Below are 18,175 nucleotides of genomic sequence, written 5' to 3'. Positions count from 1 at the left end.
GATGTCAGTTCTGCTCAATCGCAATACGAAAGTCATCGTCCAGGGCCTGACCGGCAAGATCGGCTCCTTCCACGCCGAGGACATGAAACGCTACGGCACCAATGTCGTCGGCGGCGTCACGCCCGGCAAGGGTGGCCAGTCGCAACAGGGCATTCCGGTTTTCAACACGGTCAAGGGTGCGGTGCGCGAGACCGGCGCGGAGGCCAGCATCGTCTTCGTGCCGCCGCCCTTCGCGGCCGACTCGATCATGGAAGCGGCCGATGCCGGCATCAAGCTTTGCGTCTGCATTACCGACGGCATCCCCTCGCAGGACATGATGCGGGTGAAGCGCTACATGCTGCGCTACCGCCGCGAGGACCGCATGACGCTGATCGGCCCGAACTGCGCCGGCGTCATCACGCCCGGACAGGCGCTGATGGGGATCATGCCCGGTTCCATCTATCTGCCGGGCCGCGTCGGCATCGTCGGTCGCTCCGGTACGCTGGGCTACGAAGCCGCCTCGCAGATGAAGGCGCTCGGCATCGGCGTGTCGACCAGCGTCGGCATCGGCGGCGATCCGATCAACGGCTCGTCGTTCAAGGACATTCTCGAACTGTTCGAGAAGGACGATGAGACGGACGCGGTGGTGATGATCGGCGAAATCGGCGGGCCGCAGGAGGCGGAAGCCGCCGAATGGGCCAAGACCAACATGAAGAAGCCGCTGATCGCCTACATCGCCGGCCTGTCGGCACCGAAGGGAAAACGCATGGGCCACGCCGGCGCCATCATCTCGGCCTTCGGCGAATCCGCGCAGGAGAAGGTGGAAATCCTGCGTGACGCCGGTGTCACCATCGTGGCAACGCCGGCTTCCTTCGGGCCGACCGTGGCCGGCGTGCTGGCAGAGCAGCGCAAAGCCGCTTAAACAGGTTGACGCAATATCCAATCGGGGCGGCGCCGGCCCACGGCACTGCCCCGATACCGTGTCCTGGAGGAGCAATCGATGAAGCCACGCGTGATCGTGACCCGGAAGTGGCCGGCCGCTGTCGAACAGGTGCTCGCCGAGCGCTTCGACACCACGCTCAATGCGGGCGACATTCCGTTCACGGCGACCCAGCTCAAGGCGGCGCTGCTGAATTTCGACGCCGTGCTGCCGACCGTCAGCGACAGACTGCCGGCGGAGGTTTTCCCCGAGGAGCAGCCGCGCACCAGGATCATCGGCAATTTCGGCGTCGGCTTCAGCCATATCGACGTCGAGGCGGCGAAACGGCGTGGCATCGTCGTGACCAACACGCCGGGTGTGTTGACCGACTGCACAGCCGATATCGCGATGAGCCTTTTGTTATCCGTTGCCCGCCGCACCGGCGAGGGCGAACGCCAGCTTCGCGCCGGCGAATGGAAGGGCTGGTGCCCGACCCACATGATCGGCGCCAAGGTGACCGGCAAGACGATCGGCATCATCGGCATGGGGCGGATCGGCAAGGCAATGGCCCGCCGCGCGCATTTTGGGTTCGGCATGAAGGTGATCTTCTTCAACCGCTCGCGTGTCGATGACGAGGAGACGCGGGCGCTGGGCGCGGTGCAACTGCTGTCGATCGAGGATGTGCTCGAGCAGGCCGACTTCGTCTCGCTGCATTGCCCGGGCGGTGCGGAGAACCGCAGCCTGATCAATGCGGATCGGCTGGCGCGCATGAAAAAAAGCGCGTTCCTCATCAACACGGCGCGCGGCGACGTGGTGGATGAAAACGCGCTTGCCGATGCGCTGGAGCGTCATGCGATCGCCGGCGCCGGGCTCGACGTGTTTGCGCAAGAACCCCAGGTTCCGGAGCGGCTGATCCGGCTGGAAAACACCGTATTGTTGCCGCATCTGGGCAGCGCCACGGAAGAAACCCGTGTCGCCATGGGCATGAAGGTGGTGGATAACATCACCGCTTTCTTCGCCGGCGGGACTGTTCCCGATCGCGTTGTTTGAGCACGCGTCCGGTCAAGGGAGGTCGATCGCGCAAAAAGCTTAGCTGATCTTTTTGGTCCGAGAGGGTTGGTTTTTCCCAAGCCCCTTGCACTTCGTCGCACTTATCCTTTGGTCTTGAACCAAAGGGTGAATATGTTTACCTATGGTGAACAGCGAAGTTGCGGGGGTATATAATGGACAAGTCCGTCAAGGATGGTAAGGGCGGCGGTGACGTCACCAAGGCTTCCAAGAAGGCAAAAGCTTCCGTTCAGCCCAAGTCGGCTCCGCTGCATCAGGATCCGCATGCGGTTCGCGATACGCGCGAGAAGGTTCTGGAAGTCGCCATCGGTCACGAGGTGCGGGCTTTCCGCAAAAAGCTCGGCATAACTGTCGCCGATCTTGCCGCAACCACCAATATTTCACTCGGCATGCTGTCGAAGATCGAGAACGGCATCACGTCGCCGTCGCTGACGACTTTGCAGGCGTTGTCGCGCGCACTCGGCGTGCCGTTGAGTTCCTTCTTCCGGCGTTTCGAGGAAGAGCGCAATGCCGTGTTCGTGAAGGCCGGCGAAGGCGTCGACGTCGAACGCCGCGGCACCCGCGCCGGTCATCAATACAACCTGCTCGGTTATATCAGTTCGAATACAGCGGGGGTGACGGTCGAACCCTATCTCATCACGCTGACGGAAGATTCCGATGTCTTCCCGGCCTTCCAGCATGACGGCATGGAATTCCTCTATATGCTGGAAGGTGAAGTGGTTTATCGCCACGGCAACAACCTGTTCCGGATGCTGCCGGGCGACAGCCTGTTCTTCGACGCCGATGCGCCGCACGGCCCCGACGAACTGACGAAACTTCCGATCCGCTACCTGTCGATCATTTCCTACGGACAGGGCTCCAACCAGGACTAGCGCGGGTCCGGCTCCTCGTTCTCCGCCCCGACAGGTGAAGTCTAGTCCGGGCCGAAGCCGGGCGAGGTCGGGGCGCCGTCATCATATTTCGACAGCCATTCGATGACCGTCGGCCGATAACGGGTGAGGCCCTTGTAGTCGACCAGTTGCTGCGGCAGGTCGCGCAGCACGCGGTGGAAGCGACGCGCCCATTTCGGCTGGGTTACCAGCTCGTCCATCTTGATGAGATAGCAGCGGATCGGGAAGACCAGGGCGTTGGAGCGCGGCAGGCGCCAGAAGCTCTGCAGTTCGACCCGCAGATGCACCTTGTCACCGACGTTTTCAGGGGTGACCGTCGTTCGGTCGGTGCCCCATTTGTGGTAGTTCTCCGGGCTGGTGTCGAGGCGCGGATTGATGGTCATCGTCCAGTTCAGCCGCCGCGCCGGCTTGCCTTGCTGGATGTTGGTGAGGAATTTCAGCGCACGGGTGAAGATGCCTTTTTCATGCGCCAGCGGCACCGGTGCATGCCATTCGAAGAAGTTCATGCCGATGTCGAAATCGAGCGACCAGTCGGCTTGCGTGGTGACCATGCCGGCATCCATCCAAAGATTGCCGTCGCGCTGGTCGAGAATGCAGAAATCGCCCTGGCTCTGGCGGGTGATGTATTCCATCGGCCCATAGGGCAGGGTGGAGAGGTCGCCGAAGGTGAAGGTGTCGTCGATGCCGAGCGGCCGGTTGATCCAGCGCCAGCGGTCACCCTCGCGCGTCAGCGAGAAATGCTCGGGATAACCCTTGGCCTGTTCGGTCATCAAAAGTTCGAGCAGGTCCCAGCCGGCCAGCGTCATGTGCGGCAGCGATTGGCAGCGCAACGGGTCCTCGGCCAGCACCATGGCGCGGTCCCGCATCTCGGCGACGTAGTGTTCGTCGACATCGATCAGGTTTTCAAAAACGCTGTCCTTCGGGCCCTGCACATGCGGCTCGATGTTGACCGCGTACATGTAGGCGTCTTCGTGGAAGGGGAAGGGAAACCGCCGGATGAATTCCGGGCTGTTCCTGAAAGTGAAATCGTCGCGGAACGTCTCTTGCCTGAAATTGATGCCCATAGGTTCCTCCCTGTGGTTCCGCTAGCGCTCAAGCACGAGGGACTTGCCCTCGAAGCGCGAGACGCAAGGCATGATCTTCCTGCCCGAGCAGTGTTCGGCCTCGGTCAGCCAGTGGTCGTTGTGTTTAAAAGTGCCGTCATGGGAGACGACATTGGTCTCGCACTGGCCGCAGACGCCGCCGCGGCACAGATAGGGCGGGTCGATACCGGCGGCTTCCATCGCCTCGAGCAGGCTCTGCTCTCCGCCGACGCGTATCTGCTTCCTGCTGAGCGCGAGCGTGACGTCGAAGGGCAAGCCCGGCTGCGGGGCGGCAAAGTGCTCGTAGTGCACGGTCTCGTCCGGCCAGCCATGCGCGGCCGCCGTTTCGCGGACCCAGCGGATCATGCCGGCGGGGCCGCAGACATAAAGATGGGTACCGAGCGGCTGCGCGGTCAAAAGGCGTTCGAGCGGCAGGCGCTCGTTGGCGTCGTCGTAATAGATGTTGATGCGCTTGCCATAGCGTTCGCGCAAAGTGTCGGCGTAGGTGGCGAGCGCCGGCGTGCGGCAGGTGTAATGGAGCTCGAAATTGCCGCCTTCACCGGCAAGCTGCGCGGTCTGCGCCATGAACGGCGTGATGCCGATGCCGCCGGCCAGCAGCACGTGCTTTTTCGCGCGCAGATCGAGCGAGAACAGGTTGACGGGATAGGAGATCACCATCTCCATGCCGCGCTTGACCTGGCCGTGCATGAACAGCGAGCCGCCGCGACCGGAATCGTCACGCCGCACCGAGATGGTGTAGTCGCGCGTGTTGAGCGGCGAACTCATCAGCGAATAGGGGTTCAGCCGCGATTTGTCGCCGTCGCGCATTTCCACCACGACATGGGCACCGCCGGAAAAGGTTGGCAGGTCGCCGCCATCGGTGCGCTCGAAATGGAAACGCTTGACCAGTTCGTTGACCGCGACCACGTCGGTTACGGTGACGTTCAATTTCGTGGTTCCCGCGCTCACCGGAAAATCTCCTCTTTCTGAGGGATCTCGCTCGGATCCTCGGCATTGATGCAGACGCCCTGGAAGGCGGCGAGGCGGCGCGAATAGTGATCGCGCACCAGAAGCAGGAGGCCGCAATGCGCGCAGGTAACCGGCTGCGTGGTGACGTTCTCGGTGATGCCCTTGCAGTGCACGCATTGCACACGGCGCGCCCAGGAGCCGCGATGCTCGGTCTGGATCGAGGAATGGTCGATGCCGGTTTCCAGCGCCGCCTGCATGGCCTGGCCGATCAGGCCTTCGGTGCCGGCAAGATAGAGCCGCAGCCCCATATGCGCATTGGCGAGCGTCTGCTTGAGCCGAGGCAGTGCAGCGGCGATGGACGGCCCCTCGTAGAATTGGGCGGCGTTCAACGCGCGAAGCGCGGGCTGGAACTGCTGCCCGGTCCTGCCCGGAACGTAGATGATGTGGGCACTGGCGAAGAAACCTTCGGGGGCCTTCTTCGCCAGATCGAGGATCGCGGACGCGCCTTCGGCGTCCGCGACGAGGAGATGGTTCTTGCCGGTCTGGGGCGACAGGGTTCCATAGACCGGGCGACTTAGGATCGTCTTTGCCGGCATCCCGTCCAACGTATCAGCCTTTCGCCGTGCGCTTCAGCTTTTTCGGATCGTCGAATGGCAAGGCCTGGGCGGTCGCCTTCACCGATCCGGACGCGTTGCGGATTTCGAGCTCGGTGCCGACCACGGCGCAGTCAACGTCGAGCCGGGCAATGCCCATCGATTTCTTCACCAGCGGCGAATACATGGCGCAGGTGACGACGCCGACCTTCTTGCCGTTGCGATAGATCGGAGCGCCTTCATCCGCCGGCTTGGTGCCGTCGAGCAGGACGCCGAAAATCTTGAAGCGCTCCTTGCCCTTCAGGCGATAGTGCTCCTCGGCGCCGCGGAAGCCGGTCTTGCCCGGGCTGACGGTGAAATCGAGGCCGAGCTCCCACAGCGTGTCGCCGGGGCCTTCGTTCTCGAAGGGGTATTTCTGCGAATTGTCGTAGGGGTAAAAGAGCAGGTAGCTCTCGACGCGCAGCATGTCGAGCGTGGTGAAGCGGCAGGGAATGATGCCGTCCGCCTTGCCTTCGGCGAGGATGCGGTCCCAGATCGTCCCAGCATCCTGACCACGGCAGAAAATCTCGTAGCCGCGCTCGCCGGTGTAGCCGGTGCGCGAAATCATCACCGGCAGGCCGAACAACTGGGTCTGCATGTGGTGGAAGTAGTTGAGGTCGCGAATGCCGGGCACATGCTTGGCCAGATAGTCGACGGCGGTCGGGCCTTGCAGCGACAGGTCGTGAAGATTGTCGTCGAAGCGAACCGAAACATCGCGTCCGATGGAGGCTCGGGTCAGTTCCTCGTGGCCGGTTCCCGAACCGTGCACGACCATCCAGGAATTGGTGCTGATGCGGTAGATGACGCAGTCGTCGGTGAATTTTCCGGCCTCGTTGAGCATGCAGGCATAGACGGACTTGCCCGGATAGATCTTCTCGACGTCGCGCGTCGTGCAAAGATCGATGAGATGCGAGGCGTGCGGGCCGGTGATGTGGACCTTCTTCAGGCCGGACACATCCATAAGGCCGGCTTTGGTGCGGATGGCGGTGTATTCTTCATCCGCATCCTTGTCGTAGGACCAGGCCGTGCCCATGCCGCTCCAGTCTTCGAGCTTGGAGCCCAAGGCCCTGTGACGGTCGGCCAATGTCGAGAAACGCCAGGAAGCTGTCATTTTGGGTCCTTCTCCTCAAGGGTACCATCGAAACGCAGCCGTTCTTTTTCTTATCGGCTTGCGCTTTCGTAGGAAGCATATTGACTCGAAATTCGCCGGCAGGGCAATATCTTTGTGCAAGAAATATTACTGCCAGGCAACTTTTTTATACCCCGGCCGTGGAAGCGCCGGTCGTGCCGTGCATCCAGTATGAGAGTTTTCTGTAGGGAAAAAAACATTCACAGCAGTTGAATTGGCAAATCAAAGCTGCTAGCGTTTCGTCATCAGACTGCTGCCATTGGAGGTGATGTCGTGTGCGGAATCGTGGGACTGTTCCTCAAGGACAAGACATTGGAGCCGCAGCTCGGCGCCATGCTGTCCGAAATGCTGGTGATGTTGACCGACCGTGGCCCGGACAGCGCCGGCATCGCGGTGTATGGCGCGGCGACCAAGGGCAAGGCCAAGATCACAATCCAGTCGCCGGCTCCCGAAGCTGATTTCGCGGGTCTCGAGGCGGACCTTGGCAAGAAGATCGGCATCAAGGTGAAGCTCCTGGTGAAGTCGACCCATGCGGTGATCGACGTACCGGTCGCCAAGGTCGAAGCGGCGCGCGAAGCGATCGCCGAACTTCGTCCGGGCGTGCGCATCATGGGCGCCGGCGAAGCGATCGAGATCTACAAGGAAGTCGGCCTGCCGGTTGACGTGGTGAAGCGCTTCGATGTCGCCAAGATGACCGGCTCCCATGGTATCGGCCATACGCGCATGGCGACCGAATCCGCCGTCACCACGCTCGGCGCGCATCCCTTCTCGACCGGCCCCGACGAGTGCCTGGTGCACAATGGCTCGCTGTCGAACCATAACAATCTGCGCCGCGAACTGATCCGCGAGGGCATGAAGTTCGAAACCGAGAACGACACCGAAGTGGCGGCCGCCTACCTGTCGTCGAAGATCGCGCACGGTCAGAACCTCGGTCAGGCGCTGGAAAGCAGCGTCAACGATCTCGACGGCTTTTTCACCTTCGTCGTCGGCACCAAGAACGGCTTCGGCGTGGTGCGCGATCCGATCGCCTGCAAGCCGGCGGTGCTGGCCGAGACCGATCGCTACGTCGCCTTCGGCTCCGAATATCGCGCGCTGACCAAGCTGCCCGGCATCGAGGATGCCAAGGTCTGGGAGCCCGAGCCGTCAACCGTCTATTTCTGGGAGCACTGAGCCGATGTCCGTGACAAACCTCGCCAAGGCGCCTCAGCGCGAAGTCAATTATGCGCCGCGTGTCTTCGATCTCGATGCGACGCCGCTGCGCGAGCTCAACCTCGCTCTGCACCAGGTGACCGACGCGGCCGACGAGCCGAGTTGGGAAGTGGTCAATCCGAAGGGCAATCATGCGGTGGCCGCCGGCGTCGACCAACCGATCAATGTCGAGGTGCGCGGTAGCGTCGGCTATTATTGCGGCGGCATGAACGACAAGGCCAGCATCACCGTTCATGGTTCGGCAGGGCCGGGCGTTGGTGAAAACATGATGTCGGGCCAGATCATCGTGAAAGGCGACGCCAGCCAGTATGCCGGCGCGACCGGCCGTGGCGGCCTGCTGGTCATCGAAGGCAATGCCTCGTCGCGTTGCGGCATTTCGATGAAAGGCATCGACATCGTCGTGCACGGCAATGTCGGCCACATGTCGGCCTTCATGGCGCAGTCCGGCAATCTCGTCGTGCTCGGCGATGCCGGCGATGCGCTGGGAGATTCCATCTACGAGGCGCGGCTGTTCGTGCGCGGCAAGGTGAAGAGCCTGGGCGCCGATTGCATCAAGAAGGAAATGCGCGCCGAGCACATCGCCAAGCTCAAGGAGCTGCTCGACCGTGCCGGCATCGCCGACGTCAAGCCGGAAGAATTCACACGCTACGGATCGGCGCGCACGCTCTACAATTTCAATATCGACAACGCCGACGCGTACTGAGGGGACCGCATAAATGACCTATCACAATCCTCCGACGACGCCCCGCAGGTCGGCCACGTTCGACGAATACACGATGTCGGAAATCCGCCGCGCGGCGGCGACGGGCATCTACGACATCCGTGGTTCCGGCGCCAAGCGCAAGCTGCCGCATTTCGACGACCTCTTGTTTCTCGGCGCCTCGATCTCGCGTTATCCGCTTGAGGGCTACCGCGAACGCTGCGACACCAGTGTCGTCCTCGGCGCACGCCATGCCAGGAAGCCGATCGAGCTGAAAATCCCGATTACTATAGCCGGCATGAGCTTCGGTTCGCTGTCCGGTCCGGCCAAGGAAGCGCTCGGGCGCGGCGCCACCATCGCCGGCACCTCGACGACCACCGGCGACGGCGGCATGACCGAGGAGGAGCGCGGTCATTCCAAGACGCTGGTCTATCAATACCTGCCATCGCGCTACGGCATGAACCCGCGCGACCTGCGCCGGGCCGACGCCATCGAGATCGTGGTTGGCCAGGGAGCCAAGCCCGGCGGCGGCGGCATGTTGCTCGGCCAGAAGATTTCAGACCGCGTCGCCGAAATGCGCACGCTGCCCAAGGGCATCGACCAGCGCTCGGCCTGCCGTCATCCCGATTGGACCGGCCCGGACGATCTCGAGATCAAGATCCTTGAAATCCGCGAAATCACCGACTGGGAGAAGCCGATCTATGTGAAGGTCGGCGGCGCGCGGCCTTATTATGACACCGCGCTGGCGGTGAAGGCGGGCGCCGATGTCGTCGTTCTCGACGGCATGCAGGGCGGCACGGCGGCGACGCAGGAAGTGTTCATCGAACATGTCGGCCAGCCGACGCTTGCCTGCATTCGTCCGGCGGTGAAGGCGCTGCAGGATCTCGGCATGCATCGCAAGGTCCAGCTCATCGTTTCCGGCGGCATTCGCAATGGCGCCGATGTCGCCAAGGCGCTGGCGCTGGGTGCCGACGCGGTTTCGATCGGCACGGCCGCACTTGTTGCGCTGGGCGACAACGATCCTCGCTGGGAGGACGAATACCAGAAGCTCGGCACCACCGCCGGTGCCTATGACGACTGGCACGAAGGCAAGGACCCGGCCGGCATCACCACGCAGGATCCGGAACTGATGAAGCGGGTCGACCCGATCGCGGCCGGCCGGCGTTTGGCGAATTACCTGAAAGTGATGACGCTGGAGGCACAGACGATCGCGCGAGCCTGCGGCAAAAATCACGTTCACAATCTCGAGCCGGAGGATCTCTGCGCGCTCACCATTGAATCCGCTGCCATGGCCGGCGTGCCGCTTGCCGGCACCGGCTGGATACCGGGAAAGGGCAGCTTCTAGGCAACTTCTTCGATCAATCAAAACAACAAGAAGAACAACCCAGGGGAAAACAATGGGAACCAATTTCGAGGCCAGCACGGCAGTTACCGCAGAGCTGAAGGATTTCGCTCGGGCGCACAACGTCAAATATTTCATGATCTCCTACACCGACCTGTTCGGCGGCCAGCGCGCAAAGCTGGTGCCGGCACAGGCGATTTCGGACATGCAGAAGGACGGAGCCGGCTTTGCCGGCTTTGCCACATGGCTGGACCTGACGCCGGCGCATCCGGACATGCTGGCGGTGCCGGATCCGTCCTCGGTGATCCAACTGCCGTGGAAGCCGGAAGTCGCCTGGCTGGCGTCCGACTGCCTGATGGAAGGCAAGAGCGTCGCCCAGGCGCCGCGCAACACGCTGAAGCGACTGGTCTCGGAAGCCGCCGAATTCGGCATCCGCGTCAAGACCGGTGTTGAACCCGAGTTCTTCCTGACGACGCCGGACGGCAAGCAGATTTCGGACGAATACGATACCGCCGCCAAGTCCTGCTACGATCAGCAGGCGGTGATGCGCCGCTATGATGTCATCGCCGAAATCTGCGATGCCATGCTGTCGCTCGGCTGGGAGCCCTACCAGAACGACCACGAGGATGCGAACGGTCAGTTCGAGATGAACTGGGCCTTCGACGATGTGTTGGCGACAGCCGACAAGCACTCCTTCTTCAAGTTCATGGTGAAATCGATCGCCGAAAAGCACGGCCTGCGTGCGACCTTCATGCCGAAGCCCTTCCAGGGGCTCACCGGCAACGGCTGTCATGCGCATATCTCGGTCTGGGACCTCGGCGGCAAGACCAATGCCTTCGCCGACAAGAGCATGGAACTCGGTCTCTCCGAACAGGGCCGCTTTTTCCTCGGCGGCATCATGAAACATGCCTCCGCACTTGCCGCCATCTGCAACCCGACGGTCAATTCCTACAAGCGCATCAACGCGCCGCGCACCGTCTCCGGTGCCACCTGGGCTCCCAACACCGTGACCTGGACCGGCAACAACCGCACCCACATGGTGCGCGTGCCTGGCCCTGGCCGCTTCGAGCTTCGGCTGCCGGATGGCGCGGCCAATCCGTATCTGATGCAGGCGGTGATCATCGCCGCCGGCCTCGACGGCATGCGGAGCAAGGCCGATCCCGGCCCACGCAGCGACATCGACATGTACAAGGACGGCCACACCGTCACCCATGGCGCCAAGCTGCCGCTCAACCTGCTCGATGCGCTGCGCGAATACGACAAGGACGCATCGCTGAAGGCGGCGATGGGCGAGGAGTTCTCCGCTGCGTTCCTGCGCCTCAAGCAGCAGGAGTGGAATTCCTACGCTTCGCACTTCACTCAATGGGAGCGCGACCATACGCTCGACGTGTAGTCGTACCAACAGAAGCCAGAACAGACTGAAATGCGGTACTCGATCTTCTCGCTCGCCAAGGCGGCGCTTTCAGGCCACAAGGGCTGGACGCGCGCCTGGCGCGATCCCCAGCCGAAAAAACACTATGACGTGGTGATCATCGGCGGCGGCGGTCATGGACTGGCCACCGCCTATTACCTCGCCAGGGAATACGGCATCCGCAATGTCGCGGTGCTTGAAAAGGGCTGGATCGGCTCCGGCAATGCCGGCCGCAACACCACCATCATCCGCTCCAACTACATGCTGCCTGGCAATACCGGCTTCTACGAACTGTCGATGAAGTTGTGGGAAAGGCAGGAGCAGGACCTCAACTACAACACCATGGTGAGCCAGCGCGGCATCATCAACCTCTACCATTCGGATGCGCAGCGCGACGCCTTTGCCCGACGCGGCAACGTCATGCGCATCAATGGCATCGATGCCGAGCTGCTCGACGCGGAACAGATCCGAAAAGTGCTGCCGTTCCTGAACTATAACAATGCCCGTTTCCCGGTGATGGGTGGGTTGTGGCAACCACGTGCCGGCACGGCCCGCCATGATGCTGTCGTGTGGGGTTATGCGCGCGCCGCCGATTCCTTCGGTGTCGACATCATCCAGAATTGCGAAGTGACCGGTTTCACGCGCGACCAGAACGGAAAAATCACCGGCGTCGAAACTTCGCGCGGCACGATCGGCGCCGGCAAGGTCGGCATGGCGGTGGCGGGCAGCACCTCGCGCGTCGCGGCGATGGCGGGCATGCGCCTGCCGATCGAAAGCCATGTGCTGCAGGCCTTCGTATCGGAAGCGATCAAGCCGCTCATCCCCGGCGTCATCACCTTCGGCGCCGGCCATTTCTATGTCAGCCAGTCCGACAAGGGCGGGCTTGTCTTCGGTGGCGATCTCGACGGCTACAATTCCTATGCCCAGCGCGGCAACATGCCTGTCATGGAGGACGTCTGCGAAGGCGGCATGGCTTTGATGCCGATGATCGGCCGCGTACGGCTCTTGCGCCAATGGGGCGGCATCATGGACATGTCGATGGACGGCACGCCGATCATCGACAGGACACCCATCGACGGGCTCTACCTCAACGCCGGCTGGTGTTATGGCGGCTTCAAGGCGACGCCCGCCTCCGGGCTGGTCTTTGCCCATCTGCTTGCCCGCGACGAGCCGCATGAGGAGGCGAAACGCTTCCGGCTCGACCGCTTCCGGCGTGGCGCGATGATCGACGAGAAGGGCCAGGGCGCCCAACCCAATCTGCATTGAAAGCGAGTAAGGCGTCATGCGCATTGCATGCCCATTCTGCGGCGAACGCGAACTCGGCGAGTTCACCTATCTTGGCGACGCGGCACCGAAGCGGCCGTCGGCTTTTGCTGCCGACGGGGGCGAACAGCCTGACGCGCAGGATTTGTTCTTCGACTATGTCTATCTGCGCGACAACATTGCCGGCGACATGACCGAGCACTGGTACCACGGCGGCGGTTGCCGCTCGTGGCTGACCGTCACCCGCAGCACGACGACCCACGACATCACGGCCGTGCGCGCCGCTACCGGCGCGGGCGCCGCGACAGGAGGCCGCTGATGGCTGACGCCGTGCAAACCGATCGGCTGCAGCGGGTCGACGCCGCCGGCCAGACGGCCTCGGTTGGGAGCGCCACGCAGTCCCACCGCCTCGCCGCCGGCGGGCTGGTTGACCGTGCCAGGCCGCTGTCCTTCAGCTTCGACGGCAAGACCATGAGCGGCTTCGCCGGCGACACACTGGCTTCCGCGCTGGTGGCGAATGGCGTCAAGTTGGTCGCGCGCTCGTTCAAATATCACCGGCCGCGCGGCATCCTGACCGCCGGTGCCGAAGAGCCGAACGCGTTGGTGGAACTGCGCACCGGCGCCCGCCGCGAGGCCAATACGCGTGCCACGACGACCGAGCTCTATGACGGGCTCGTTGCCGAAAGCCAGAACCGCTGGCCGTCGCTGCGCCATGATGTGATGGCGGTGAATTCGCTGTTCTCGCCGATCTTCGTCGCCGGTTTCTACTACAAGACCTTCATGTGGCCGGCGAAGTTCTGGGAAAAGCTCTACGAGCCGGCCATCCGCCGCGCCGCCGGCCTCGGCAAGGCTTCCAACGAGGCCGATCCCGACCACTATGAAAAAGCCTGGGCGCATTGCGACGTGCTGGTGGTGGGCAGCGGCCCGGCGGGTCTTGCCGCGGCACTGGCTGCCGGCCGCGCGGGAGCGCGCGTCATCCTGGCCGAAGAGGACAACCGTCCGGGCGGTCGCCTGCTTTCGGACGGCGGTGAGATCGACGGCAAGCCGGCATCGGACTGGCTGGCCGGCGCGCTGCGCGAGATCGAGAGCCTCGCCAATGTCCGCATCATGGTCCGCACCGCCGTGTTCGGCGTCTATGACGGCGGCACCTATGGTGCGTTGGAGCGTGTCAACGATCATGTCGCGACACCGCCTGCGCATCAGCCGCGCCAGCGGCTGTGGCGCATCGTTGCCAAGCGGGCCGTGGTCGCCGCCGGCGCGATCGAGCGGCCGATCGTTTTCCCCGGCAACGACAGGCCGGGCGTGATGATGGCGTCCGCCGTGCGCAGCTACATCAATCGGTTTGCGGCGATGCCGGGCCGCCGGGTCGCGCTGTTCACCAACAATGACGACGGCTGGCGCACTGCCGAGGCCGTACGGCGCGCCGGTGGCATCGTCACGGCGGTGATCGACAGCCGCGGCGATGGTTCCAAGGCACAGCGGGACCCCGATACCAGGCTGCTCGCCGGCGTGGTGAGCGAGGTCGGCGGCGGTGTCGATGGCGTGCGCAGCGTCGTGGTGCGCGATACCAACGGACGCACGCAGCAGATCGAGGCTGACTGCCTGGCGATGTCGGGCGGGTGGAACCCGAATGTCGCGTTGTCCTCGTTCCATCGTGGCAGACCAATATGGCGCAATGACATTGCCGCTTTCGTACCCGGCCAATGTCCGCCCGGCATGGTCATGGTGGGCGCCGCCAACGGCGATTTCTCGCTGGCCGCCTGCCTGCGTGCCGGACATGAGGCGGGGGCGACCGCCGCCAAGGAATGCGGCGCCAAGGGCAAGGCCGGCGCGATCCCGGCCGGCGACGACGAAGGTTATGCGATTGCACCGCTCTGGCATGTCGAAGGCGGCAAGGCCTTTGTCGACTTCCAGCATGACGTGACCGCATCGGACATCAAGCTTGCCCAGCGCGAAGGTTTTGAAAGCGTCGAGCACCTGAAACGCTACACCACGCTTGGTATGGCGACCGACCAGGGCAAGTTGTCCAACGTCAACGGCCTTGCTCTCATGGCCGAGGCGACCGGGCGCAATATCGCCGACACTGGTACCACCATCTATCGTCCGCCCTATGCACCGGTAGCGATCGGCGCGTTGGCCGGCCATCATCGCGACGAGAATTTCCACGCTTGGCGGCTGACGCCATCGCATCACTGGGCGGCGGAACGCGGCGCGGTGTTCGTCGACACCGGACTTTGGAAACGCGCGCAGTGGTATCCGATCGCCGGCGAAAAGGACTGGCTGGAATCGGTGACGCGCGAGGTCAAGGCGGTGCGCAACGGCGTCGGCTTCTGCGATGTCTCGACGCTTGGCAAGGTCGACGTGCATGGCCCCGACGCGGGTAAATTCCTCGACCGCGTCTACATCAACACCTTCTCCAATCTTGCTGTCGGCAAGGCCCGCTACGGGCTGATGTTGCGCGAGGACGGGCTGGTCTATGACGATGGCACCACGTCGCGGCTGGCCGAAGATCACTATTTCCTCACCACCACCACGGCCAAGGCCGGACTGGTGATGCAACATCTGGAATTCTGCCGGCAGGTGCTGTGGCCGGAACTCGACGTACAGCTCACCTCGGTGACCGACCAGTGGGCGCAGTTCTCGATTGCCGGGCCGAACACGCGCGATCTCTTGAAGAAGCTGTGCGATCCTTCGGAAGACCTTTCCAACGAAGGGTTCCCGTTCATGGGCGTGCGAGAGGTGTCGCTGCGCGGCGGCATGCGGGCCAGGCTCTATCGCATTTCCTTCTCCGGCGAGATGGCCTTCGAGATCGGCGTGCCGGCGCGTTACGGCGAGGCGATGGCGCAGAACCTGATGTTGGCAGGCGCCGAATTCGGCGTCACGCCTTACGGCACGGAAGCGCTCGGCGTGATGCGCATCGAGAAGGGCCATGTCGCCGGGCCGGAACTCAGCGGCACGACGACGGCCGATGATCTCGGCCTCGGCAAGATGGCGTCGAAGAAAAAGGACTATATCGGCCGTGCCATGGCCGGGCGCGAGGCGCTGGTTGCGTCCGACCGGCAGGTGGTGGTCGGCATCAAGCCGGTCGACAAGGCCAACAGGCTGCGCTCCGGCGCTCATGTCGTCCCCAAGGGTGCGGTTCCCGGCCCCGATACCGACCAGGGCTATCTCACCTCGGTCTGCTATTCGCCGATGCTGGGCCACTGGATCGCGCTGGCGCTGGTCGAGCGCGGCCGCGAGCGTTTTGGCGAGATCGTGCGCGCCTATGATCCGCTGAGAGGCGAGGACATGGAAGTCGAGATCACCAGTCCGGTCTTCTACGACCCTGAAGGAGGGCGTCAACGTGGCTGAGTTTTCCTGGCAAGCACAGTCGCCGTTGCGCAAGGCGTTATCGCCGGGCCGGTTGGGCCTGGCCGCAGGTCAGGCCGGTGTGGCGATGACCGAGATCAGCGACTTCAGTCTGGTGCAGGTGATGGCAAGGCGCGGTCGTGCCGCCGACTTGGCCAAGGCCGCCAAGAAGGAATGGGGGGTGGCGGCGCCCGATCGTCCGGCCGCGATTGCCGGCAAGGGCGCGACACTGATCTGGTCCGGTCCAGACCAGTTCCTCGTTGTGCGTATCGGCAACGGACTGCAGAATGCGGTCTTGCCGCTTGCGGCTGTCTTTGGCGATGCGGCATCGCTGAGCGATCAATCGGGCGGGCGCTGCCTGATCCAGATCTCGGGCAACAAGGCGCGCGATGCGCTGGTCAAAGTGTCGTCGATCGACCTGCATGAGACGGTCTTCCCGGTTGGAGCTGCCGCGGCGACCTCGATCGACCATACCGGCGTCAATCTCTGGCGCGGACCCGATGCGCCGGACGGCAGTCCGGTCTACAATCTGCTCGTCTTCACCAGCTTTGCCGACAGCCTCTGGCATACGCTGGCCGATGCCGCCGCCGAATATGGCGTCGAGGCATCGCGTACCCCTTTGGCCTGAACGCTCGCCTTCATATCGGACGGGCACGGGTGACCCGCCGGGATCCTGTCCGGTCGGTTGGACGCGTCGCCACGCCGATCTGTGCCATGGCGTGACGGCCGGGTGCGCGATAGGTTCGCCCGGTTTGTTATCCCGGCATAAGGCAATTCCATGAGCGATCAGATCGAACGCGCACGCGCTTTCCACGCCCTTCACGTCAAGGGCGACCCGGTGGTGCTTTTCAATGTCTGGGACCCCGGCAGCGCCCAGGCGGTCGTCAAGGCTGGCGCGAAAGCGCTGGCGACCGGCAGCTGGCCGGTGGCTGCGGCCTTCGGCTTCGCTGACGGCGAGAAGATCCCGCTGGCGCTGGCGTTGGATAATTTCCGTCGCATCACCGCCTCGGTGGAGTTGCCGGCGACGATGGATCTGGAAGGCGGTTACGGCCCGGCTCCGGCGACGGTTGCAAGCACGGTAAGGCAGGCGATCGAGGCCGGCGCGGTCGGCTTCAATTTCGAGGACCAGATCGTTGGTGGCGGCGGCCTCTATGAGATCGCGGTTCAGGTGGAGCGCGTCAGGGCAGCGGCCGATGCGGTCAAGGCGAGTGGTGTCCCGGCCTTCATCAATGCCCGCACCGACATCTTCCTGAAAGCAAAACCGGAAGAACACAGCGAGGCGCTGGTCGAGCAGGCGATTGCTCGCGCGGCTGCCTATGAGAAGGCTGGCGCGCATGGCTTCTTCGCCCCGGGACTGGGCGATCCGGCGCTGATCGAGAAATTGTGCAAGGCCGTTGCACTGCCGGTCAACATCATCGCGCTGGCGCATGTGCCACCGCGCCAGAAGCTGGCGGAACTCGGCGTCGCCCGCGTCAGCCACGGCCCGGTGCCCTATCGCAAGATGGTGGTCTGGCTGGAAGAGCAGGCGCGGGCCGCGATTTCCGGGTAGCTAGTCCTGGTTGCGGGCGATTTCGGCCGCCCGCGTCAAATGCTGCATCAGCAGGCTGGCGGTCGGTTCGGTGATGCCGGCCACAGCTACAGCCTTCATCATGCATTTCAGCCACAGATCCCGCATGTCGGGACCGATCGGAACATGGTCGTGAATCTCGCGCAGCCGCGAATGGCCATGCCTTTGCACATAGTGCTGGGGACCGCCGAGAAAGCCTGAAAGATAATCGAACTGTTCGATGCGGGAATGCGCGATGCCGTGGCCTCGGCGATGCAAAAGGTGCAACTCCTGCGCTTCCGGGGCCTGCTCGATGATGTCGTAGAAAGCCCGCACGAGCCGGCTCAAGCCGTCGTCCTCGCCGATGGCTTCGTAAAGCGAGACTTTTCCGGGGGGTGTCATCAGTTTTGAGGCAGGTTGAAGAGGGCAGTCGGGAGTGGGCAGTCGGCAGTCGGGTGAACTCCTGTTCCGACTGCCGACTGCCGATTGCCCTTTGTGCCTAGAACAGCCCCTCGATCTGGCCCTGGTCGTTGAGGAAAATCTTCTCCGACGAGGGTTTTGAGGGGAGGCCCGGCATGGTCATGACCTCGCCGCAGATGATGACGACGAAGCCGGCGCCGGCGGCAAGCCGCACCTCGCGCACCGGCACGGTGTGGCCGGTCGGCGCGCCGCGCAGGTTCGGATCGGT

General features: G+C 63.4%; 18 protein-coding genes. 12 read left to right on the top strand and 6 right to left on the bottom strand.

Annotated features, from left to right (window positions below):
• Nucleotide 1 precedes the first annotated feature (1 nt).
• From sucD to AB4136_RS14170, 3 genes are all read left to right on the top strand, one after another.
• Nucleotides 2–901, top strand: coding sequence for a succinate--CoA ligase subunit alpha (gene sucD, locus AB4136_RS14180; RefSeq protein WP_024925732.1), 900 nt, complete (start codon nt 2–4; stop codon nt 899–901).
• A 78-nt stretch (nt 902–979) separates the two neighbouring features.
• Nucleotides 980–1,948, top strand: a complete 969-nt coding sequence (locus AB4136_RS14175) for a 2-hydroxyacid dehydrogenase (RefSeq protein WP_024925731.1) — start codon at nt 980–982, stop codon at nt 1,946–1,948.
• A 173-nt stretch (nt 1,949–2,121) separates the two neighbouring features.
• Nucleotides 2,122–2,838, top strand: coding sequence for a helix-turn-helix domain-containing protein (locus AB4136_RS14170; protein ID WP_024925730.1), 717 nt, complete (start codon nt 2,122–2,124; stop codon nt 2,836–2,838).
• Between the two features lie 41 nt (nt 2,839–2,879).
• Here AB4136_RS14170 and AB4136_RS14165 read toward each other — a convergent pair whose 3' ends face one another.
• Genes AB4136_RS14165 through AB4136_RS14150 form a run of 4 tightly spaced genes read right to left on the bottom strand, consistent with a single transcriptional unit; the run spans nt 2,880 to nt 6,650 of the window.
• Nucleotides 2,880–3,920 (bottom strand): heme-dependent oxidative N-demethylase family protein, encoded by a 1,041-nt coding sequence (locus tag AB4136_RS14165; RefSeq protein ID WP_024925729.1) that lies wholly within the window; start codon nt 3,918–3,920, stop codon nt 2,880–2,882.
• Between the two features lie 21 nt (nt 3,921–3,941).
• Entirely contained in the window at nt 3,942–4,907 is a 966-nt protein-coding gene (locus AB4136_RS14160; protein ID WP_024925728.1) for a PDR/VanB family oxidoreductase, read from the bottom strand.
• A complete protein-coding gene (locus AB4136_RS14155; RefSeq protein ID WP_024925727.1) occupies nt 4,904–5,503 on the bottom strand; it encodes a dimethylamine monooxygenase subunit DmmA family protein in 600 nt (199 codons plus the stop codon). The genes AB4136_RS14160 and AB4136_RS14155 overlap by 4 nt, the downstream gene beginning before the upstream one ends.
• 13 nt (nt 5,504–5,516) lie before the next feature.
• On the bottom strand, nt 5,517–6,650 hold the full coding sequence (locus tag AB4136_RS14150) for an aminomethyltransferase family protein (RefSeq protein WP_024925726.1): 1,134 nt from the start codon (nt 6,648–6,650) through the stop codon (nt 5,517–5,519).
• A gap of 291 nt (nt 6,651–6,941) precedes the next feature.
• On the opposite strand from AB4136_RS14150, the gene AB4136_RS14145 reads away from it, so the two are divergent.
• The 9 genes from AB4136_RS14145 to AB4136_RS14105 all read left to right on the top strand — a co-directional run bounded on the left by AB4136_RS14145 (nt 6,942) and on the right by AB4136_RS14105 (nt 17,490).
• Nucleotides 6,942–7,838 (top strand): class II glutamine amidotransferase, encoded by an 897-nt coding sequence (locus AB4136_RS14145; protein WP_024925725.1) that lies wholly within the window; start codon nt 6,942–6,944, stop codon nt 7,836–7,838.
• Between the two features lie 4 nt (nt 7,839–7,842).
• Nucleotides 7,843–8,580, top strand: a complete 738-nt coding sequence (locus AB4136_RS14140; protein WP_024925724.1) for a GXGXG domain-containing protein — start codon at nt 7,843–7,845, stop codon at nt 8,578–8,580.
• 13 nt (nt 8,581–8,593) lie between these two features.
• Nucleotides 8,594–9,922 (top strand): FMN-binding glutamate synthase family protein, encoded by a 1,329-nt coding sequence (locus AB4136_RS14135; protein ID WP_024925723.1) that lies wholly within the window; start codon nt 8,594–8,596, stop codon nt 9,920–9,922.
• Between the two features lie 52 nt (nt 9,923–9,974).
• Nucleotides 9,975–11,312: a type III glutamate--ammonia ligase gene (glnT, locus tag AB4136_RS14130; protein WP_024925722.1), complete on the top strand. Its 1,338-nt coding sequence runs from the start codon at nt 9,975–9,977 to the stop codon at nt 11,310–11,312.
• Between the two features lie 30 nt (nt 11,313–11,342).
• Entirely contained in the window at nt 11,343–12,596 is a 1,254-nt protein-coding gene (locus tag AB4136_RS14125; protein WP_024925721.1) for a sarcosine oxidase subunit beta family protein, read from the top strand.
• Between the two features lie 16 nt (nt 12,597–12,612).
• Entirely contained in the window at nt 12,613–12,912 is a 300-nt protein-coding gene (locus AB4136_RS14120) for a sarcosine oxidase subunit delta (RefSeq protein ID WP_137900626.1), read from the top strand.
• Nucleotides 12,912–15,944 (top strand): sarcosine oxidase subunit alpha, encoded by a 3,033-nt coding sequence (locus AB4136_RS14115; RefSeq protein ID WP_137900625.1) that lies wholly within the window; start codon nt 12,912–12,914, stop codon nt 15,942–15,944. Before AB4136_RS14120 ends, AB4136_RS14115 begins: the two co-directional genes overlap by 1 nt.
• Nucleotides 15,937–16,569, top strand: coding sequence for a sarcosine oxidase subunit gamma family protein (locus tag AB4136_RS14110; RefSeq protein WP_137900624.1), 633 nt, complete (start codon nt 15,937–15,939; stop codon nt 16,567–16,569). Before AB4136_RS14115 ends, AB4136_RS14110 begins: the two co-directional genes overlap by 8 nt.
• A 150-nt stretch (nt 16,570–16,719) precedes the next feature.
• Complete coding sequence (locus tag AB4136_RS14105) at nt 16,720–17,490, top strand: isocitrate lyase/PEP mutase family protein (RefSeq protein WP_137900623.1); 771 nt, start codon at nt 16,720–16,722, stop codon at nt 17,488–17,490.
• On the opposite strand, the gene AB4136_RS14100 is transcribed toward AB4136_RS14105, so the two are convergent.
• On the bottom strand, nt 17,491–17,889 hold the full coding sequence (locus tag AB4136_RS14100; protein WP_137900622.1) for a group II truncated hemoglobin: 399 nt from the start codon (nt 17,887–17,889) through the stop codon (nt 17,491–17,493).
• Nucleotides 17,890–17,986: 97 nt separating this feature from the next.
• Nucleotides 17,987–18,175: formate--tetrahydrofolate ligase (locus tag AB4136_RS14095; RefSeq protein WP_441930940.1), on the bottom strand; the 189-nt coding region annotated here is incomplete at its 5' end.

It is taken from the genome of Mesorhizobium sp. 2RAF21 (assembly GCF_052115345.1).
GTDB classification, from domain to species: domain Bacteria; phylum Pseudomonadota; class Alphaproteobacteria; order Rhizobiales; family Rhizobiaceae; genus Mesorhizobium; species Mesorhizobium terrae.
The sequence above is the reverse complement of the archived record's forward strand: the minus strand, read 5'-3'. Positions and strand labels throughout refer to the sequence as shown.